This window comes from Gardnerella sp. C0684A1, assembly GCF_055326835.1.
The window spans coordinates 240,414-259,120 of the sequence record NZ_JBLTSX010000002.1 but is presented as its reverse complement, the minus strand read 5'-3'; the positions used below and the strand labels follow the sequence as shown (position 1 = coordinate 259,120).

Annotated in this window: 15 protein-coding genes; 14 read left to right on the top strand and 1 reads right to left on the bottom strand. The window is 42.5% G+C overall.

Features of this window, described 5'->3' with window-relative positions; translation table 11 throughout:
• Positions 1-173: 173 nt before the first annotated feature.
• The 3 genes from ACNEUN_RS02785 to ACNEUN_RS02775 all read left to right on the top strand — a co-directional run bounded on the left by ACNEUN_RS02785 (position 174) and on the right by ACNEUN_RS02775 (position 3,187).
• Complete coding sequence (locus tag ACNEUN_RS02785; protein WP_463630670.1) at positions 174-1,568, top strand: DivIVA domain-containing protein; 1,395 nt, start codon at positions 174-176, stop codon at positions 1,566-1,568.
• Between the two features lie 26 nt (positions 1,569-1,594).
• Positions 1,595-2,314, top strand: a complete 720-nt coding sequence (gene recO, locus ACNEUN_RS02780) for a DNA repair protein RecO (protein ID WP_463630668.1) — start codon at positions 1,595-1,597, stop codon at positions 2,312-2,314.
• A 78-nt stretch (positions 2,315-2,392) separates the two neighbouring features.
• Positions 2,393-3,187 carry an isoprenyl transferase gene (locus tag ACNEUN_RS02775; RefSeq protein ID WP_463630666.1) on the top strand — a complete coding sequence of 265 codons (795 nt, stop codon included), beginning with the start codon at positions 2,393-2,395 and terminating at the stop codon, positions 3,185-3,187.
• Here the strand turns inward: ACNEUN_RS02775 and ACNEUN_RS02770 are convergent.
• Entirely contained in the window at positions 3,184-3,558 is a 375-nt protein-coding gene (locus ACNEUN_RS02770) for an MTH1187 family thiamine-binding protein (RefSeq protein ID WP_427876378.1), read from the bottom strand. The genes ACNEUN_RS02775 and ACNEUN_RS02770 overlap by 4 nt on opposite strands.
• A 194-nt stretch (positions 3,559-3,752) precedes the next feature.
• On the opposite strand from ACNEUN_RS02770, the gene ACNEUN_RS02765 reads away from it, so the two are divergent.
• The 11 genes from ACNEUN_RS02765 (at position 3,753) to glnA (ending at position 18,057) form a co-directional block, all read left to right on the top strand.
• Entirely contained in the window at positions 3,753-5,273 is a 1,521-nt protein-coding gene (locus ACNEUN_RS02765) for a glycine--tRNA ligase (RefSeq protein WP_427876380.1), read from the top strand.
• A 20-nt stretch (positions 5,274-5,293) separates the two neighbouring features.
• Positions 5,294-6,490 (top strand): tRNA dihydrouridine synthase DusB, encoded by a 1,197-nt coding sequence (gene dusB / locus ACNEUN_RS02760; RefSeq protein ID WP_463630664.1) that lies wholly within the window; start codon positions 5,294-5,296, stop codon positions 6,488-6,490.
• A 237-nt stretch (positions 6,491-6,727) separates the two neighbouring features.
• Complete coding sequence (gene ftsZ, locus ACNEUN_RS02755; RefSeq protein ID WP_463630662.1) at positions 6,728-7,939, top strand: cell division protein FtsZ; 1,212 nt, start codon at positions 6,728-6,730, stop codon at positions 7,937-7,939.
• 25 nt (positions 7,940-7,964) lie between these two features.
• A complete protein-coding gene (locus ACNEUN_RS02750; protein WP_427876386.1) occupies positions 7,965-8,426 on the top strand; it encodes a cell division protein SepF in 462 nt (153 codons plus the stop codon).
• A 152-nt stretch (positions 8,427-8,578) separates the two neighbouring features.
• The gene (locus tag ACNEUN_RS02745) at positions 8,579-8,935 is read left to right on the top strand and encodes a YggT family protein (protein ID WP_427876388.1); all 357 of its coding nucleotides are present in this window, start codon (positions 8,579-8,581) and stop codon (positions 8,933-8,935) included.
• Positions 8,936-9,164: 229 nt separating this feature from the next.
• The gene (locus ACNEUN_RS02740; RefSeq protein WP_463630660.1) at positions 9,165-10,478 is read left to right on the top strand and encodes a DivIVA domain-containing protein; all 1,314 of its coding nucleotides are present in this window, start codon (positions 9,165-9,167) and stop codon (positions 10,476-10,478) included.
• A 75-nt stretch (positions 10,479-10,553) separates the two neighbouring features.
• Positions 10,554-11,114 (top strand): signal peptidase II, encoded by a 561-nt coding sequence (locus ACNEUN_RS02735; RefSeq protein WP_463630813.1) that lies wholly within the window; start codon positions 10,554-10,556, stop codon positions 11,112-11,114.
• A gap of 15 nt (positions 11,115-11,129) precedes the next feature.
• Positions 11,130-12,143: an RluA family pseudouridine synthase gene (locus tag ACNEUN_RS02730; protein ID WP_427876394.1), complete on the top strand. Its 1,014-nt coding sequence runs from the start codon at positions 11,130-11,132 to the stop codon at positions 12,141-12,143.
• A 45-nt stretch (positions 12,144-12,188) separates the two neighbouring features.
• Positions 12,189-15,761 (top strand): DNA polymerase III subunit alpha, encoded by a 3,573-nt coding sequence (gene dnaE / locus ACNEUN_RS02725; protein ID WP_463630658.1) that lies wholly within the window; start codon positions 12,189-12,191, stop codon positions 15,759-15,761.
• Between the two features lie 14 nt (positions 15,762-15,775).
• A complete protein-coding gene (locus ACNEUN_RS02720) occupies positions 15,776-16,507 on the top strand; it encodes a hypothetical protein (RefSeq protein ID WP_427876397.1) in 732 nt (243 codons plus the stop codon).
• Positions 16,508-16,719: 212 nt separating this feature from the next.
• On the top strand, positions 16,720-18,057 hold the full coding sequence (glnA, locus tag ACNEUN_RS02715; protein ID WP_427876399.1) for a type I glutamate--ammonia ligase: 1,338 nt from the start codon (positions 16,720-16,722) through the stop codon (positions 18,055-18,057).
• Positions 18,058-18,707: the final 650 nt, after the last annotated feature.

Below are 18,707 nucleotides of genomic sequence, written 5' to 3'. Positions count from 1 at the left end.
CAGTATGGTATGTACGTTAAGCAAATTTATGCGTGTACCGCGTGTTCATAAGTTCATACGTGTGTGTTGCAGTTTTGAATAATTTTGTATCAATAGTTTATAGCGTGGCGTGCGTCTCAACAGTCGCGTACAGTATAGAGAACAAGAATTTGTGCTCAGGAGGTCAATTTTCGATGGCTCAGAAACCTGATACCGCTCGTAATGCTTCTGGAATGGAGCGTGTTGGTAGTCGTAAATTAGGTTATAACGTTGCGCAGGTTGATGCTTTTCTTGAGCGCGCGCACTCGTTGTATGAAACTGATGATGTTAGGCTCACTCAGCAGGACATTCAAGAAGTTTCATTTGATTTAGCGCGAAATGGCTATGTTATTAGTCAAGTTGATGCTGCTTTATCCCGTTTAGAACGTGCCGTTGTAGATAAAAACACTGAGTATGATTTAGCTCAGCGCGGACGCGTTGCGTGGAAAGCGGAAACTGAAGCTGTTTACCGTGATCTTTTGAAGCATGCTAAGCGAGATTATCGCAATAGGTTTGCTGAAGGTAAGAAGAGGCGTCCTTCATACGATCGCAAACAAGTAGACGATATGGTCGATCAAACGCTTGATAAGATTGCTGTGATGCTCGGTGTTAAGCCTAATTGGGGTAATGATGCAGAGTATCTTGAGGATATCGATTCAACGTTTGTTTCTAACATAATTTTCACCCAGCGTTCTGGAAAGCATGGTTACGACGAGAGGCAAGTTGATTATTATTTGAATACTTGCATTCGTTTAATGAGCAGGTTGGAAGCGTATGAGCGTGTATCTCAATATGATTCTGACGATGAAGATTTTGCTTTTGAAAATAATTCTTATAATGATGAAGATATTCCAGCTTCGTTTGCTCCAAAGTCTTCTTCCGATAAGGACTCTCAGAATCAGGAGTTACCTAAATCTGTAGCTTCTTCTATGGCTGCTTTAGTAGCTGCTACAAATGCGAAGTCTGCTGCACACGAAACTTATCCTTCCTTTGCGCCTTCTGCAGCATCAGATTCGTCATCTGCAGAGAACATTTCTGAGCAAAATGAGGATTCAAATAAAGATAATATTCCTAACGTTCCTGTTGCTCCAAATTATGAGAAGCAAAGTATTTTCCCTCATGTAGAGCACGACAATGACTCTTCGGATGATTTTAATGATTTAGACAAGTCTGAGCGTGCTTTGTTTGATTCGCGTTCTTCTCATCGTGTGATCGATAACACTGATAGCGATGATGAGCTTTCTCAGAGTGCAACTGTTCTTAATAATCATTCTGACGAGGCAAAAGATTCGCAGACTTTGCCTCCAATGTTCCCGCCAGCTCCTTCTAAGCGGTCTGCTAATCCAATTCCTTCTTTCCCTCCTGCAGCACCAAAATCAAGCAAGTCTGAAAGTAATGGATCTTCTGTTTTTGAGGAACAGCATAAGCTTAATTTAGATATTCCTGAGCTTTCTTTCCCAATTATGAATAGGCTTGGAACTTTAGATGACGACGATTCTGATGATTCCAGCGACGACAATCCTTTGTTGAACGATACTGATCGTAAGTAGTAATTTCTACAACGCTTTAAAGCATTATGCCGTTATATCGTGATGAAGCAGTTGTGCTTCGTACTTTTGATCTCGGTGAAGCAGATCGTATTGTTGTTCTACTTACTAAAAATCACGGCAAAGTGCGTGCTGTAGCAAAGGGAGTAAGAAGACTTAAATCGCGCTTTGGCGGCCGCTTAGAGCCATTTATGCGTGTAGATGTGCTTCTTGCTAAGGGTAAGTCTTTAGACGTTATTTCTCAGGCTTCGTCTATTGCTGCGTATGCCGGCACTATTTGTTCCGACTATAATCTTTACGAGTACGCTAGCGTTATGTTAGAAATTGTTGACGCGCTTGTATCTGGAGAGTTTCAAGATTCTTCATCGCAATACACTCTTCTTATTTCGGCTCTTTCATCTCTTTGCCAACATAAACATTCTCCAAAAGCTATTGGGATGTCTTATGCTATGCGCTCGCTTTGTCTTGCCGGATGGTCTCCTCGCTTAGTTTCATGTGTTGTGTGTGGTAGGGAAGATGGTCTTCAATTTTTTGCTCCATCTGCCGGCGGAGTTATGTGTAATACTGACCACACTTCTGGATCTTATATTTGTGACGAAAACACTAGGAATTTACTAATTGCATTATCTAATGGAGATTGGAAAGTACTTGATTCAACTTGCGTTGACGAAAAAACAGTTATGTGCGTTGAACGCTGGTGTGAGTATTATCTGGAGCGTTCCCTTCGATCTTTTTCTGTTCTTTCGTAAGTTTTTTTTGATAAATCTTGCTAGTAAGTTTTCTCACTTTGTGTTGATTCGTTCAATGGGGTTGTTACATTCTTAAGTATGGCTTTTGAAAACGTGGATTATACATCGCTTAATATTCCAGCGGCTCCTTTTAGTGACCCTTCTCGTATACCAGATTTTCCTAAAGGAAAAGTTCCTCGCCATGTTGGTGTGATTATGGATGGTAACGGTAGATGGGCTAAAGAGCGTGGAATGATTCGTACTGAAGGCCATAAAGCTGCGGAACCTGTTGTGTTCGATACTATTGCAGGTGCTATTGAAGCTGGAATTCGTTACTTGAGTTTGTACACGTTTTCTACTGAAAATTGGAAGCGCTCGCCGCAAGAAGTACGCTTTTTGATGGGATTTTCTAGAGATATTATTCACAGACGCGTTTCTCAAATGAACGAGTGGGGTGTGCGCGTGCGCTGGGCTGGTCGTCGTCCTCGTTTGTGGAAGTCTGTTATTGACGAGTTAGAAAAAGCTCAAGAAATCACCAAGAATAACAAAACTATTGATGTTGTTTTTTGCTTAAACTACGGTGGACGAGCAGAAATTGCGGATGCTTGCGCGCAAATTGCTAAAGAAGTTCGTGACGGAAAGATTAAGGGCGATCGCGTTACAGAAAAAATGATTTCTGAACACTTGTATAATCCGGATATTCCAGACTGCGATTTAGTTATTCGCACTTCTGGCGAGCAGCGTACAAGTAATTTTCTTCCATGGCAGGCATCGTACGCAGAACTTGATTTTGTTCCGGAACTTTTCCCTGATTATGGTCGTGAAGCGCTTTGGAGATCTATTGATCGTTATGCGCATCGTGATCGCCGTTTTGGTGGAGTTAAGAACGCTTAATTTTCGTTTTTGCGTCGCTTAAGAATTTCATCAACCAACTCGTGCTTTGCGTCAATTTGCCCACTAAAACCAGGACGAATATCGAGTTTTAGTATAACTTCCGTTCTATGTCCCTGGTTTACTACAGCCATTGTTGCATCTTTTACTACGCGCATAACGTCATCAAATTCGCCTTCAATGTTAGTAAACATTGCGTTTGTCTCGTTTTTTAAACCAGAATCGCGTATTACTTGTACAGCATCTGCAACATACTCGCTTAACTCTTCTCCTACTCCGCTTGGAGCAATGCAGAGAGCTGCAACAGTATTGGTTTTATGAGTTTGAATTTTATTTTCGCTTTCTGCGCTCGCGTTTTCTTTTGTTTCGTTCATTTTTTACTCGTTTCGATTGTGATTAATCTTAGCTATTTTTTATTGTATCTTTATTTTTCAGAATCTTTCGATAGTGCTTGTAAAGTGTTAACTTACTTATTTTTATAAATTAGAGTTTTAGAGTCAGAGGGTTTTTCTATAATAAACACCGTTTTCACCCGAATTTTCTTAAGATTTTACGAAAAAGGTGTATTGTGGCTGTTTCAAAGCTTGATGAAGTTGTTTCCTTGGCTAAGCGTCGAGGATTTGTGTTCCCTGCTGGCGAAATTTATGGTGGTACACGTTCTGCTTGGGATTATGGTCCTTTGGGCGTGGCTTTAAAAGATAACATCAAGCGTGAATGGTGGCGCGCAATGGTCACCACTCGTGGAGATGTAGTTGGTGTAGATACTTCTGTTATTCTGCCTTCCCAAGTGTGGGTTGCTTCCGGTCACGTTTCTGTATTCAATGATCCTTTGATTGAGTGCTTGAACTGCCATAAGCGTCATCGTGCCGATAAGCTCGAAGAGTCTTATGCTGAGAAGCACGGTGATAAGATGCCTGAGAATGGTTTGAAGGATATTGCTTGCCCAGATTGCGGTACTCGCGGAAACTGGACTGAGCCACGAGACTTCAATATGATGCTTCGTACTCATTTAGGGCCGGTTGAAGACGAAAATAGCTTGCATTATTTGCGTCCAGAAACAGCTCAGGGTATTTTTGTTGATTTCAAGAACGTTATGACTTCTACTCGCCAGAAGCCACCTTTTGGTATTGCGAATATTGGTAAGTCTTTCCGTAACGAAATTACTCCTGGAAACTTTATTTTCCGTACTCGCGAGTTTGAGCAGATGGAAATGGAGTTCTTTGTAGAGCCTGGAACTGACGAAGCTTGGCATCAGTATTGGATTGATACTCGCGTTCGCTGGTATGTTGATTTGGGTGTTAAGCCAGAAAACTTGCGCATGTATGAGCATCCTAAGGAGAAGCTCAGCCATTATTCAAAGCGCACTGTCGATATTGAGTACAAATTCGGCTTCCAGGGGTCTGACTGGGGAGAGCTTGAAGGTATTGCAAACCGTACAGATTACGATTTGTCTGCTCATGCTAAGCATTCCGGCGAGGATTTGAGCTACTTTAATCAGGCTACTGGTGAGAAGTACGTTCCTTACGTTATTGAGCCTGCTGCGGGTCTTACGCGTTCGCTTATGGCGTTCTTGGTTGATGCTTACGACGTTGATGAAGCTCCAAACACTAAGGGCGGAGTTGATAAGCGTACTGTTCTTCGTCTCGATCCGCGTTTGGCTCCTGTTAAGGCTGCTGTTTTGCCTCTGAGTAAGAAGCCAGAATTGCAGGCTGTTGCTCAAGATTTGGCTGCGGATTTGCGTCAGCATGATTGGGTTATTGATTACGATGAAGCTGGTGCTATTGGTCGCCGCTACCGTCGTGAGGATGAAATTGGTACGCCTCTGTGTGTAACAGTTGATTTTGATACTTTGGAAGACCACGCTGTAACAATTCGTGAGCGCGACACTATGCAGCAGGAGAGAGTTTCTCTCGACAAGGTTGCGGATTATGTTGCTAGCCGTATTAACGAGAAGCGCGTACGTTATCCTCAGGGTCCTGCTGAGATAGTTGGAACTCGTGCTGCTGATGGTGGTATGGATGTTTCTAAGGAAGTGGGAGAGGATGAGTCTAAGCCTGTGCAGATTGCTCAAGCTGGTGGCTTGTACTAACTTCTTATAAAGACGTGCAAATGTCGCAGAATACTGTGGAAACTGGGATTGCGCAGGCTGATTCGGTTTGCGCAATCAAGCCAGTAAATTTAGGTAAAATTCACGTAGCTACTCCTGTAGTTCTTTCACCTATGGCTGGTATTACTAACTGGCCTTTTCGTGTAATTTGCCGCGAATATGGTCCTGATGGGCTTTATGTAGCAGAAATGATTACTGCGCGCGCATTGGTTGCAAGAAATCCAAAAGCTTTGCGTTTATGCCGTTTTGCGCCTAGTGAAAAAGTGCGTTCTTTGCAACTTTATGGAGTGAATCCTTCTATTGTTGAGCAGGCTGCACGAATTGTTGTTGATGAAAACATGGCTGATCATGTTGACTTAAACTTCGGCTGTCCGGTCCCAAAAGTTACAAGGCGCGGCGGCGGTTCTGCTCTTCCTTGGAAAACTGATTTGTTGCAGGAGATTTTGCATCGCGTTGTTGGCGTGTGTGAGCCAGCAGGAATACCTGTTACGGCTAAATTCCGTGTTGGTATTGATGAAGACCACGAGACTTTCATGCAAGCTGGCCATATTGCGCAAGAAGAGGGTTGTGCGGCTGTTACTTTGCATGCTCGTACAACTGCTGAATATTATGGCGGTCACTCTGATTGGCAGCGTATTGGTGAGCTTGTAGAGTCTCTTGATATTCCTGTTTTTGGAAATGGTGACATTTGGGGTGCGGATGATGCGCTAGCAATGTTTAAGGAAACTGGTTGCGCTGGCGTTGCTATCGGTAGAGGCTGTCAAGGTAGGCCGTGGATTTTTGCTGATATTCGATCTGCTTGCGAGGGTAGCGAAAGTCGCGTAAATCCAACTTTGTCAGAAGTTTGTTCTGTTATTTTTCATCATTTGCAGCTTCTTGTTGAGTTTTATGATGGCGACGAGCGTATGGCTGTGCATGATTTGCGCAAGCATGTAGCCTGGTATTTGAAGGGTTTTCCTGTTGGCGGCGGCACTCGTAAAAACTTTATGGAGTGCGAATCAATTGAAGATGTTAAGCGTAATATTGATATGCTTGATGGTTCGTTGCGTTTGCCTGAGCAGGTTTTAGACACGCCGCGAGGACGTGTTCGTTTTGCTAAAAAAGTTCATCTTCCTTATGGATGGTTAGATTCGCGTATAACCAATCATGAGGAACGTGAGGCTTTATTTGGTGACGATCCTATGGATGCCAGCTATTAAAATTTAATGCGAATTTCCTAAGTTTTTCTAGGGTTTTTCGGCTAGTATAATCGGCACTTTTACTTTTGTTTATTTAATTAAACATTTGTTGTATATTACACGTTAAGTATTTGCATAGTGCCGGGTGTATTATCAAATAAGTGACATTTTTTCAGTTTTTATTGTTAAAACGTCGCCAATATCGAGCGTTTTGCGCTAAAGTATTGCGTAAACGTGCGTGAGTGACAGGAGACAACGGTGAGCGAGATTGCCCAGACTGACAATTTCAACGACAAAACCATCATCAAGGTAGTCGGCGTCGGTGGAGCCGGTGGTAACGCCGTCAACCGAATGATCACCGAGGGTTTGCAGAATGTAGAATTCGTAGCTATTAACACTGATGCTAAGGATTTGTTGCGTTCTGACGCTGATGTGAAGATTTCATTATCTGATGCTTCAAGTAGAGGCCTCGGCGCTGGTGCGGACCCTGAAAAGGGTGCTAAGGCGGCTCAGGATCATCAATCCGACATTGAAGAAGCATTAAAGGGCGCTGATATGGTGTTCGTTACATGCGGCGAAGGCGGTGGCACTGGTACAGGTGCCAGCCCAATCGTTGCGCGTGCAGCACATCAGCAGGGTGCGTTGACTATTGCTGTGGTTACGCGTCCATTTGGTTTTGAAGGACCACAGCGTGCAGCATCTGCGAAACTTGGTATCGAAAATCTTCGTAACGAAGTAGATGCGTTGATTGTGATTCCTAATGATCGTTTGTTGGAAATTTCTGATAGAACGATTGGTATTATTGATGCGTTCAAGACTGCTGATACTGCACTTCTTGCTGGTGTGCAAGGTATTACGGACTTGATTACCACGAATTCTTACATCCATGTTGATTTTTCCGATGTAACAGCTATTCTTCGTGGAGCTGGTACTGCATTGTTCGGTATTGGTTCTGCTAAGGGTGAAGATCGTGCTACTCAAGCTGCAGAGATTGCAATTAGTTCGCCACTGCTTGAAGAAAGCATTGAAGGTGCTCACGGTGCTTTGATTAACATCGCCGGCCCAAGCGATTTGAAACTTCAGGAAGCATCTGCTGCTACCGAGCTTGTTCGTAAGGCCATACATCCAGAAGCTCAGATTATTTGGGGTCTTTCTTTGGATGATTCCTACGGTGACGAAGTTCGCGTTACTGTTATTGCTGCAGGATTTGATTCTCATCCAAAAGCAGAAGAAGGAAACAAAGCTGGTCAGTTTGTTGACATGCAGGCTGATGTGAAGTCTGTTGCACCAGCTCAGTCAACTTCTCCTGCACCTGCAAGTTTGCCTGTTTCTGCTCCAGCTCAGCCTGCTGCAACTAAGGTACAGTCTGTATTTGAAACTCAGCCTGCTCCTCAGCAGTTCCAGCCTATGAGCACTCCTCAGCAAACTGCTGAACCAGACGAATTGGATATTCCTGATTTTCTGCGTTAAATCATAACGAAGGGAGGGTCGCTTCATGGCTGGGTTTATGAAGAACATGATGTCGTATGTTGGTATGGCAGATGTTCCAGAAGATGATGATTACGTTGAGCAGGAAGCTCAAGATACTTCCTTCGACAATGATCATTCAGTTGCTTCTGCGACTTCTCAGCGTTCTGATGTTTCTCGTGCAGCAAGTCCTCGCACGACAAGCGTTGGTCGCATGAGCCGTATTACTACGATTCACCCTAAGTCTTACGATGATGCGCAGCTCGTTGGTCGCGCTCTTCGTGACGGTACACCAGTAGTGTTGAATCTTACTGGAGTTACTGAGTCAGTAGCGTATAGAATCGTTGATTTTTCTGCTGGAGTTGTGTTTGGTGTGCGAGGATCGATTGAGAGAGTAACGCCTAGAGTGTTCCTTCTCAGCCCAGCACAGGTAAATATAAAAGTTGAAGATGCTCCAGTAAACGGTGCTGCTAGAGATTTGTTCTCGTAAATTTTCTAGTAAGCAAGCTTAAACTGCTGAACTATGTATATGTGCAGATGAAGGCAATGTTTCTAAAGAAGCATTGCCTTCACTATTTAGCAAATATAAATTTTTGTTAGTAAAATTATCAACTTAAAAATAAGCTACTAAAAGGGGTAAAAGTGGGGGAATTAAGTAAAGAATTAACAAACGTTACAGTTTCTTCCATATTTGGAACGTACATATTTGAATCTCCTATAATTTTTTACTCCTGGCTTATATTCCACTTCTTCTTAAACGCATATATGACAATTTTCATAATTAGAGCAGTGCTTGATTGGATTCTGCTGCTTGCTCGCAATTATCATCCTCGCGGACTCGTATATGAACTTATTAGAATTGTGTACTACATAACAGAACCACCTTTGCGTTTTATTAGACGACTTATTCCTTCCAGTATGCGTTTAGGTGGAATTAGTTTGGATTTAAGTTTTATGATTTTTTACTTCCTGCTAATTGTTTTAGAAATTTGGATTTAAATATTGGATTTAAACAGCAGAAATAATTAAAAATATTTTATTAAATGTAAAAATTTTAGAAAATAAAATAATCCATAGTGATATAAGTAAAGTATCTATAGAATATAATAAAAAATTAAATATTACTTGTTATAAGTTAAGTGAGCTTTTTGACCTAATCTTCTGCGGGCGTGATAGCATTTAAGAGGTATATCAAAGAGCTGCGTCCCCAAAAGCGAGGTGTAAAGATATGGCTCTGTTAACGCCTAAAGATATTCGAGAGCATACCTTCCAGATTGTGCGTTTCAAAGGAGGATACGACGTCGACGAGGTTGACGAGTTTCTCGATCAGGTTACAGAAACAATAGAAGCGCTCGGTCAGCAGGCCGTGCAAGGACTTGGGGCTTCCACACAGTCTCTGGGTTCAGATGTTGCTGGTCTTAACACTAAGATTACTGAGTTAACAGATAAGGTTAATTCTCTTACAAAAGAAAATGAAAATCTGCGTGCTGCTGCAAATAAGCCTAACGATAATCACAATGATGTTACTGCTGCGAAACTTGCTGAAGCTGAAGAAAGCAACCGTGCTCTAGCATTGCAGAATCAGCAGCTTAAAGAGCAGCTGGATGGCCTTGGTGCTCAAGTTGATCAGCTTACAGCTCAGGCAGCTAAATCTGATAATGATAAGAAGCTTGTTAAAGAATTGGAAGACGTTACTCGTGAACGTGACGACTTCCGTGCAAGCAGCGAGACACTCGGCCGTGAACTTGAGACTGTACGTCAGCAGCTTGTAGTTACCCAGCAGGAGAACGTAAGGGTGAATGAGCTTACTCAGCAGTTAGAGGAGTCTCGTCAGCGTGAAGAGCAGCTTCGTCAGCAAGTTGCTAAGTTGGAACCAAATACTGAAACTGGTAGCTTGCAGAAGATTGCTGGTGCTGGTGCTGAAGTTAGTGGTTCGGAGCCAGAGCGTGCTACTGCAATGTTGACTCTTGCAATGCAGCTTCACGATCAGTATGTAGATAAGGGCAAGGCTAAGGCTCAGCAGATTGTTGAAGAAGGCCAGGCTCGTTACAACGAAACTGTTTCTAAGGCTGATGATTATTCTGCTCGTACTCGTTCTGAGGCTGAAGAATATAGCAAGCAAACTCGTGACGATGCTGATGATTATTCTGCTCGTACCCGTTCTGACGCTGATGCTTATGCAGCACGCGCTCACAATGAGGCTGATGCTTACTCTGGTAAGGTTCGTCAGGCTGCAGATGATTACGCTAAGCAAGTGCATGATCAAGCTGATCAGTATGAGTCTGAAGTGCAGCATCGTGCCGCAGAGTACGACTCAACAACTCGCACTGCTGCTGATGCTTACTCACGTCAGGTTCATGAGAACTTGGATAAGCAGACCAAGGTTATCGAAGGCAATATTCAGAGCCTTAAGCAGTTCGAAAGCGAATATCGTGCTCGTTTGAAGGACTTCTTGGGTCAGCTTGTTGCTCAAGTTTCTGACGAGAATGCGTTTGATAACTTAGGCAAAGATGATAAGCAGGAAGAGAATAAAGAAAATTAAGTATAGCTTAGTTTTTTAAGGTTTACTTATAAGTTTATTCCCTTAAAGATTGGATAAACATTGGCGCATAGAGATGTGCGTGTGAAACGGCTGCGTACGCGCGCAGCCGTTTTTGCACTTATTGTAATTGTTGGGCTTGTAATAGATCGAGCTACTAAAGTGTGGGCTCTTGGAGCGCTTCAATACGGAAGGCAGATTTTGTGCATTCCTAATTTCCTCTCGCTCGCTTTAGTTAGAAATTCCGGAGCTTCATTTGGATTAGGATCAAGCTTAACTTGCGTAATTAGTATTTTGGCCATTATTGCTTGTAGTGCTATGCTTGTGGCGGTTCGTCGAACAACATCTTTGCAGTGGACTATAGCATTATCGCTTGGATTTGCTGGAGCTTTCGGAAATCTTATCGATAGAGCTACTTATGCTGAAAATTTTTTGGACGGCAAAGTTGTTGATTTTATAAATTACGGATGGTCTGTTGGCAATGTTGCAGATATTATTTTGGTATTTGCAGGATTGTGGTTTGTTGCTCTTATACTCTTCGAAACTCCATTTTATGCCGACGAAAAAGATGATAAGACAGAACCCGTAGATTCTAACCAACCGGAAGATATAAACGAATCAGTAGAGAGCAGTAAGTAGAGAGCAGCAAAAAGTATGGTTCATAGTATGCCAGTTCCAGAAGAATTGGTTGGTTGTCGTTTCGACGTTGCAATATCGCAGTTACGTAATATTTCTCGTTCAAAAGCGAGCAATCTTATTTCGCAAGGTATAGTAAAACTTTCAAATCGAAAAGCAAATAAATCGGCAATTCTTCTAGATACTGACGAGATAGTATTTTTCGAAACCCTGTCGAAAACTGTAAGATCTGAAGTTAATAAAACTGAAGAATCTACTACTGAAGAATCTACTACTGAAGAATTTGCAGAATCTAAAAATTCTTACGAAACTCAAGAATGGCAAAATATTGAGCAGAGTATGACCATTGCTTACGAGGACGAAGATATTGTTGTAATTGATAAGCCTGTTGGCATGGCTGCTCATGCTGCAAGCGGATGGTGTGGTCCTACCGTAAATGAAGCGTTAAAAAAACGCGGAATTAAAATTACTACGACTCTTGGCGAAGCAAATAGGCGCGGTATAGTAAGTCGTCTTGATGTTGGAACAAGCGGTCTTATGCTTGTTTGTAAAACCGATATCGCTTATACGGTTATGAAACAGCAATTTGCTCAGCACAGCGTTATTAAAACGTATCATGCTCTTGTACAAGGTGACTTAAGTCAAGACAAAGCTACTATTGAGGCTCCAATTGGACGCGCAAAAGTATCTGATTTTCGTTTCACTATTACTTCTGATGGCAAACCTGCTGTAACGCACTGGGATGTTCTTGAGCGTTTCGGAAGAGCTACTCTCGCTAGTGTTAATTTGGAAACTGGTCGAACTCATCAAATACGCGTGCACTTTACTTCTATTGGACATCCGCTAGTCGGAGATTCTATGTATGGTGCAAACCCAGTTTTGGCTAAAAATCTTGGTTTAAGCAGACAATGGTTACATTCTATGGAACTTACTTTTACGCATCCTACTACCGGTAAAACTGTTACGTTAAAGTCGCAGTATCCTTCAGATTTGCAACACGCTTTAGAAGCCATGCGAGCATTGTCAAAATAGCATTTTTGATTTTAGAGGTCAACTTTCGCTTATAGAATATCATCTATGAGTCAGCCGGAAACCAATTTTGTACATTTGCACAATCACACGCATTATTCGTTGCTTGATGGTGCGTCAAAAATTCCTGATTTAGTTAATCGTGCTAAAGAATTAGGTATGCCGGCTGTTGCTATTACCGATCACGGCAATATGCATGGTGCGTACGAAATGTGGAGTACGGCTGTAAAGGCTGGTATTAAGCCGATTATTGGCATTGAAGCCTATGTTACTCCTGAAACTGCAAGGCAAGATAAGAGCCGCGTGCATTGGGGCACGGAAGAGCAGCATTCGGATGACGTTTCTGGCGGTGGTTTGATTACGCATATGACTTTGTGGGCGCAAAACGATGAAGGTTTAACTAATCTTCTTAAAGCCTCATCTGTTGCTAATCTTGAGGGTCGTGTTATGCGCTACCCGCGTATGGATAAGGAAGTATTGTCAACTTATTCTAAAGGAGTTATAGCGTCTTCTGGCTGTCCTTCTGGGATTATTCAGACGCGTCTTCGCTTAGGCCAGTTTAAAGAAGCTTTACGTGCTGCAGGCGAGTTTCAGGATATTTTTGGGCGAGATAATTTCTTTATTGAGCTTATGAATCACGGGCTTTCTATTGAAACGCGAGTAACGAAAGACTTGCTTGAGATTGCGAAAAAACTTAACGCTCCTCTTCTTGCTACAAACGATTTGCATTACGTTCATGAGGAAGATCGCGAAGCGCAGGATGCTATGCTTTGCATTAATTCAGGCTCGCGTTTGGATGACCCGGACCGTTTTAAGTTTGACGGTTCTGGTTATTATCTGAAGTCTGCTGAGCAAATGCGCGAACTTTTTAAAGAACTTCCTGAAGCTTGTGATAATACTCTTGAAATTGCGCGCCGTTGTAACGTTATGTTTGATGACGGTGAAGATGGCGCTTTTATGCCGCAATTTGACTGTCCGGAAGGTTGGGATGAAACTTCACTATTCCTTAAAAAAGTTGAGGAAGGTTTGGAGCGTCGTTACAACAATAACGTTCCGATGGAAGTTTTAAAGCAGGCTGATTACGAATGCGGTGTGATCTGCCAAATGCAGTTCTGCGGTTACTTTTTAGTAGTTGCAGACTATATTAACTGGGCTAAAGCTCATGGAGTGATGGTTGGTCCTGGTCGTGGTTCTGCTGCAGGAGCAATGGTTGCGTACGCAATGGGCATTACTGAGCTTGATCCTATGAAGCACGGTCTGATTTTCGAACGCTTCTTAAACCCTGAGCGAGTATCTCTACCAGATATTGACGTTGATTTTGATCCTGATGGTCGTGCGAAAGTACTCGAATACGTGGGTGAAAAATACGGAAGAAATAAAGTTGCTCAGTGTGTTATTTACGGAACTATTAAAACGAAGCAGGCTCTTAAAGATTCCGCACGTATTATGGGTTACGAGTTTTCGGTAGGCGAAAAAATTACTAAAGTTCTTCCTCCTGCTAAAAACGGCAAAGATATGAGCTTGCATGATATTTTTGACGAAAAATCAAAACGTTACGCTGAAGCGCGCGAGTTTCGCGAAATGTACGATACGGATCCAGATACGCATCGTATTACGGAAGAAGCAAAAGGTATTGAAGGTTTGATTCGTCAAACCGGTGTGCATGCTTGCGCAACAATCATGGGCTCTGAGCCAATCACAAACACTTCGCCACTTTTAGAGCGCACTGATGGTACTATTACCACAACTTTCGAATATCACACTTGTGAGACTCTCGGCCTTGTAAAAATGGACTTTTTAGGTCTTTCTAATTTGACGGTTATTCGCGATACTTTACAAAATATTGCAAATAACGGTAAAGAGCCTATTGATTATACTAAAATTCCGTTAGACGATAAGCCTACTTATCAACTACTTTCTAGGGGAGATACTTTAGGCGTTTTCCAGCTTGATTCCGACGGTATGCGCGCGCTTCTGCGTACGTTAAAACCAGATAATTTCAACGATATTTCGGCTTTAATTGCACTGTATCGTCCTGGCCCTATGGATATGGATTCGCATACGAATTACGCTAAGCGCAAAAACGGTTTGCAAGATATTATCCCAATTCATCCGGAAGTAGCAGAACCTCTTAAGGAAGTTTTGGACGAAACGTACGGTCTTATTGTTTATCAGGAGCAGGTGCAGTCTGCTGCGCGTATTTTAGCAGGCTATAGTCTTGGTAAAGCAGATGTTTTGCGTCGAGCAATGGGTAAGAAGAAGCCAGAAGTGCTGGCAAAAGAGAAAGTTCCGTTCTTCCAAGGTATGAAAGAGCACGGTTATTCTCAGGAGGCAGCTCAAGCAGTTTGGGACGTACTAGTACCGTTCTCTGGTTACGCGTTTAATAAAGCTCATTCTGCGGCATATGGTTTGATTTCATACTGGACTGCGTATTTGAAAACGCATTATCCTGTAGAATTTATGGCTGCTTTGCTTCAAAACGAGCGTACAAATAAAGACAAAACCGCACTTTACTTGGGCGAAGCTAGACGTATGGGTATTCAAGTTTTGCAGCCGGATGTGAACGAGTCTGTGCTTGAATATTCAGCAGTTGGAGATGTTGTGCGATTTGGCTTGGGCGCTATACGTAATGTTGGAGACAAAGCTGTTAACGATATTATCTCAGAGCGTAAAAGCGGTAGAGGCAAGTTTGTTAATTTTATGGATTTCATTAAGCGAGTGCCATTTACCGCACTAAACCGACGCTTAGTTGAATCACTTATTAAAGCTGGAGCTTTTGATTCAATTGATTCAAATCGTCGCTCATTATTCCAAATTTGCTATCCTGCAATTGATTCTATTATTGCGCTTAAACGCAAGCAGGCAGAAGGGCAATTTGATCTTTTTGAAGATTTAGATAATTCGTCTGATTCTTCTGACGCAAGTAATAATGGCATGGGTGATATGCAAATTACTGTGCCTGATGTTGAAGAGTGGGATAAGAAGACCAAGCTTAACTTTGAGCGAGAAATGCTGGGTTTGTACGTTTCGGATCATCCATTAAGTGGATTATCTGCTGTTCTTTCAGATTTGCGAGAAATGTCTATTGCTCAACTCATAGATAACGCAAAAACTATGGGAGATGGTCAGAATGTGACGCTTGCTGGCTTAGTTACTAGCGTTGATAGACGTTTGTCTCGAAAAGGTAACGCTTGGGCAATAGTTACTTTGGAGGATATGGAAAGCTCAATCCAATGCATGTTCTTTGGAAAAGTTTATGAAGCTTCAGCTAAAGATTTGGCTATAGATCAGGTTGCTCGTATTCGAGGACAGATTGAAGTTCGTGACGAAACTGTTTCGCTTAGAGTTACAGAATTTGAGATTCCAACACTAGAATCAGTAGATGAGCGTCCGCTTACTATTGTGCTGCCGCGCGTAGCTTTGGAACGTTCTAGGGTAGAAGAGTTGAGGAATATTCTTAACCGTCACCCTGGGTGCTGTGAAGTGCATTTAGCGTTACTTGATGATTCTGGAAAAGCGCAAGTATTGACTTTAGGTGACAATTTCCGAATAAAACGAGATACGTCACTATTTGCAGAAATGAAGATTGTATTCGGTCCTAGCTGTTTACCAAGCGTTTGAAAAGGAGAGAAACTATGGAAGATAAAAAGAATAGTAACGAAAATTCTGATAAAAATATTCGCGCATCCTTTACTGATGCTGAGCTAGAAAACGCGCTTGCTGATTTTGAACGCGAATTTAATTCAGATAACCAAAAATCGGAAGAAAATAAAACTGCAAGTAATGCAGATAATTCCTCAAAACTGTCCTCAAACTCTAGCGGCAAGTTTTCAGAAGATAGCATTGACGAAAATGATATTAACGATGCCATGAATAAATTTGAGGAAGCTGAGTTTAAAGAAGATTTAGAAGAGCTTTTAGGTAAAAAAGCTAAAGCCGCTGTAATCTTAGCACACGTGGATAATTGTGAGATTCTTGCTGCTCTTTGCAAACTTGCTGGAGTATCGGCAGATTGTTTTACTGAGGAAAACGGAAGCGTGGCTGTTTTGCACAATTTGCAAAATGATGAGCCAGAAATTGCTATTAATAAATTCATCAAATATTTCAAAGGTATTGAAGGCTTACTCATAGTAAATCGCGCTAATAGATTAGAAGCAAAACTTTATAAGTACAAAGTTCCAACTCAAGATATGGTTGCTCCAATGGTATTATCAATGTTTTCTGATCGCGTAGAGGATTTACTTATAGGAGTAGCTACTTTGGAAGATCTGAAGAAGCAAGATATTGAGATTATAAATAGTGACTTATTAAAAAAATCTGATATTCCTGGAATCTTCAGTAAATACGGTAAATATTTTAATCACTGATAGTATCTAGTAAATATTTAGCGGGAATTTAGTGGAAATTTATTATTATATTTTTCTTCTAATTTCATTACAAGTAGGTAAATTCATGCATTTTTACGTGCGTGTACCTTAGTTAATAGGTGATAATAAAAATAGATCTTAGTAATTTTTATATGCTTAGATACTTGTGAGATTTTATAGAAGACACTATGCATAGGAAACGAGGGTAAATCATGGATAGGCAACAAGAGTTCGCACTGCGTACTGTTGAAGAACGTGACGTTCGTTTTATTCGTCTCTGGTTTACTGACGTGCTTGGCACGCTTAAATCTGTAGCTATCGCTCCTGCAGAATTGGAAGCGGCTTTCGATGAAGGAATTGGTTTCGACGGATCTGCCATAGAAGGTATGACTCGCGTGCTCGAAGACGACATGATTGTTAAGCCAGATCCATCAACCTTCCAAATTCTTCCATGGCATGGAGGCCCAGAAGGCACAGCGCGAATGTTCTGCGATGTGCTAACTCCTGATGGTGAGCCTTCGCTAGGAGACCCTCGTCATGTGCTTAAGACTGCGCTCGCAAAAGCGAAAGAAAAAGGATTTACTTTCTACGTGCATCCTGAAATTGAGTTTTATTTGTTTGAAGCTCAGGATGATTGGTCAAAAGCGCCTGTGCCGATTGATGAGGGCGGTTACTTTGATCACGTTCCTAGAAGCTCGGCAATGGACTTCCGCCGTAATGCTGTAAGTATGTTAGAGCAGATGGGTATTTCTGTAGAGTATTCGCATCATGAAGGCGGTCCTGGTCAGAACGAGATTGATTTGCGTTACGCTGATGCGCTTACTACCGCGGATAATATTATGACTTTCCGTACGGTAGTTAAGGAAATTTCGCTTGAGCGTGGAATGTACGCAAGCTTTATGCCAAAGCCGTTAACTGATCAGCCGGGTTCTGGTATGCACACGCATTTGAGTCTTTTTGAAGGCGATACGAACGCTTTCTATGAAGCTGGTCAAGAGTTTAATATGTCGCTTATTGCGCGTCAGTTTGCGGCTGGTATTTTGCATCACGCTTCGGAAATTTGCGCTGTAACTGATCAGTATGTGAACTCGTATAAGCGTTTGTGGGGTGGTGCGGAAGCTCCTAGCTACGTATGCTGGGGTCATAGTAATCGTTCTGCGCTTTTGCGTGTGCCGCAGTACAAGCCAGGTAAGGGTAATTCTTGCCGAATGGAGTTTCGTGCGTTGGACCCTGTGGCAAATCCATATCTTGCTTACTCTGTGCTTTTGGCTGCAGGTTTGGATGGTATTGAAAAGCAGATGACTTTGTGCGATCCGACTAGTGACGATGTGTGGGAGCTTACGGATGCTGAACGTCAGGCAATGGGTATTCAGCCGCTTCCGGAGTCTTTGGACGAGGCTTTGAAGATTATGGAGCGTTCAGACTTTGTGGCTAGCGTATTAGGTGAGCATGCTTTTGAGTACTTCTTGCGCAATAAGCACCAGGAGTGGGAAGAGTATCGTCGTCAGGTTACGCCTTTTGAGCTGGAGAAGTATTTGCCAAGGTTGTGATTTTGTGGATTTGTTAACTGCGGATCTGTTGATTGTTGATTTGATATTTCTGTGAATTGCGGATTTGTGATTTTGCGGATTTGCTAGATGCGGATTTGTTGATTGATAATTGATGGTTTTAGGATCGCTGGGAGATTACATTTCTTCCAGCGATTTTTTTTTATACATTCTTTGCTCCATTTGCGAGAGCATCGTCTCGCTTTTGGAGGGTTTGCTGTTGATTATTGCTCCAATCGTGAGAGCATCATCTCGCGTTTGGAGGGTTTGTTGTTGCGCAGCGCTCCAATTGTGAGAGGACTGTCTCGTGTTTGGAGTGTGTCGGTGTGTGTTTTGCTCCAATTGTGAGAGGACTGTCTCGTGTTTGGAGCGTGTTGATCTGTGTTTTGCTCCATTTGCGGGCGCGACGACCTGCTTGAGCGCTGCGATTTAGCGCGCGAAAGCAACTCGGAGCGGAAACTCGCTCAGGTTGGAAGTCCAGTGGACTTCCAACGCGAGTTTCGTAGCGAGCGCTTATAGCGCGAGCGTTAGAACACGTTTGTAGGGTTGTCGTGCGTGTTTTGCTCCAATCCCGAGAGCATCGTCTCGCTTTTGGAGCGTGTCGGTGTGTGTTTTGCTCCAATTGTGAGAGGACTGTCTCGTGTTTGGAGTGT